General features: G+C 37.1%; 2 protein-coding genes. Both read right to left on the bottom strand.

Annotated elements, in window-relative coordinates; translation table 11 throughout:
* Positions 1–94 precede the first annotated feature (94 nt).
* Positions 95–844: a DUF4241 domain-containing protein gene (locus tag DWW52_RS20820; RefSeq protein WP_004327342.1), complete on the bottom strand. Its 750-nt coding sequence runs from the start codon at positions 842–844 to the stop codon at positions 95–97.
* Positions 845–937: 93 nt separating this feature from the next.
* Positions 938–1285, bottom strand: coding sequence for a hypothetical protein (locus DWW52_RS20815; RefSeq protein WP_007662654.1), 348 nt, complete (start codon positions 1283–1285; stop codon positions 938–940).
* Positions 1286–1358 lie beyond the last annotated feature (73 nt).

Genomic DNA, 1358 nt, shown 5'->3' with positions numbered 1-1358 from the left:
GATGTTTCAATCCAATTATTCATATTTTTTCTCAGCGATTAATGGGTTGTAAATAGCAACTGTTAGGGTTGCTTATTTATTTGTTATCCGCACATTAATTCTCTTCATCATTGCCATAGGCTAATTCTATATCAATAAACTGAATTACCAACTGACATATTTCGCCGCCTTCGTCTATGCCCCAATAAACCGGATACGTACCATCTCCGAACCCTGATTGAAAAATGGGAATATGATACTCCGTCCCCGGCACTTGCCAATTTAACCAGTCTCCGCCTGCACGTTGATATTCTGGATGGAGATAATAGTTTTCTTTGAATAATGCAGCAAAATATCCATCATAAGGATTATCATCGGGATTATCTTTGCGCCATTGTTCATCCCAGTCGCAATAAATACGGTGGATAATTTCATCACATACACATCCTAAACCAGCATCTACACAAAATCCAAAGTAATCACCCTCTTCCAATGTTTCAAGGTTTTCATTCCCAACTAATGCTTCATAGAATCGAACAGCCCGCTTTTCATTGAAGCGCAAACGTACTGCGGCATAACGGTCGCAATCCTCGTCGTCAGATTTGATTACACAAATTTCCGTTTCATATTTACCCGCAGGAGCGTTCTGAAAATATGGACGTTCGTTTCTGTTTGGGAGATATACCAATGGATCTCGTACCAAAAGATTTCCACTCGGCAAATCGCAAGAACCGATATTAATCGTCGTTAACGATTTTCCTGCAATTTCTTCTTGCTCAAAATAAGTATTGAGGTCAACAGGGCAGACGGTTTTTTCTTTTACCGATTCCCATTTTTTCATCCAGTTGTTTTCTAATTCTTTCATATTCCTTTTTGATTTTTAGTTGCGGATAATGTTTGTCAGCGTTCCGCTTATTCAGTCGGTTTGCTGTTTGTTATCAGAACAAAATGAATGATTTTATAAAAGCATAAATTCATTTGCTTCCACGTCAATAGCCCTGCAATTCCAATGCGAGCATAATTGTTTCACGAAGTGCAAGATTGCTTCTTCATTTTCACCTCCATGAAAACATAGATGTATATTTTCAATACTTTCATTATCGTTCCAAGAAATCTCCACGCCACACTCGTTGTCTAATTGCAGTATCATTTCGCTATCCGACAAATTATCATCAGAAATAATAAAAGTGTTCTGCATCCAATCCACGAACGCATTTCTATCTGTTATAGGCAGTGTTTCATCCACATCCGACAAATCTGATTCATCGTTCAATGGCGTTTTTATTAAAATGATAGACCAACTCATATTTTTTTATTTAATTAGTTCATGTTCTATTTTTTATGCACTGATAATGTTTGGTGGCTAACTAACCTTTATA

Source organism: Odoribacter sp. AF15-53 (assembly GCF_003479425.1).
GTDB lineage: Bacteria > Bacteroidota > Bacteroidia > Bacteroidales > Marinifilaceae > Butyricimonas.
The sequence above is the reverse complement of the archived record's forward strand: the minus strand, read 5'-3'. Positions and strand labels throughout refer to the sequence as shown.

What these genes read in the sequence shown, in the direction of transcription:
- DWW52_RS20820 (WP_004327342.1), bottom strand. Translation starts at nt 844, where the DNA reads ATGAAAGAATTAGAAAACAACTGGATGAAAAAATGGGAATCGGTAAAA.
- DWW52_RS20815 (WP_007662654.1), bottom strand. Translation starts at nt 1,285, where the DNA reads ATGAGTTGGTCTATCATTTTAATAAAAACGCCATTGAACGATGAATCA.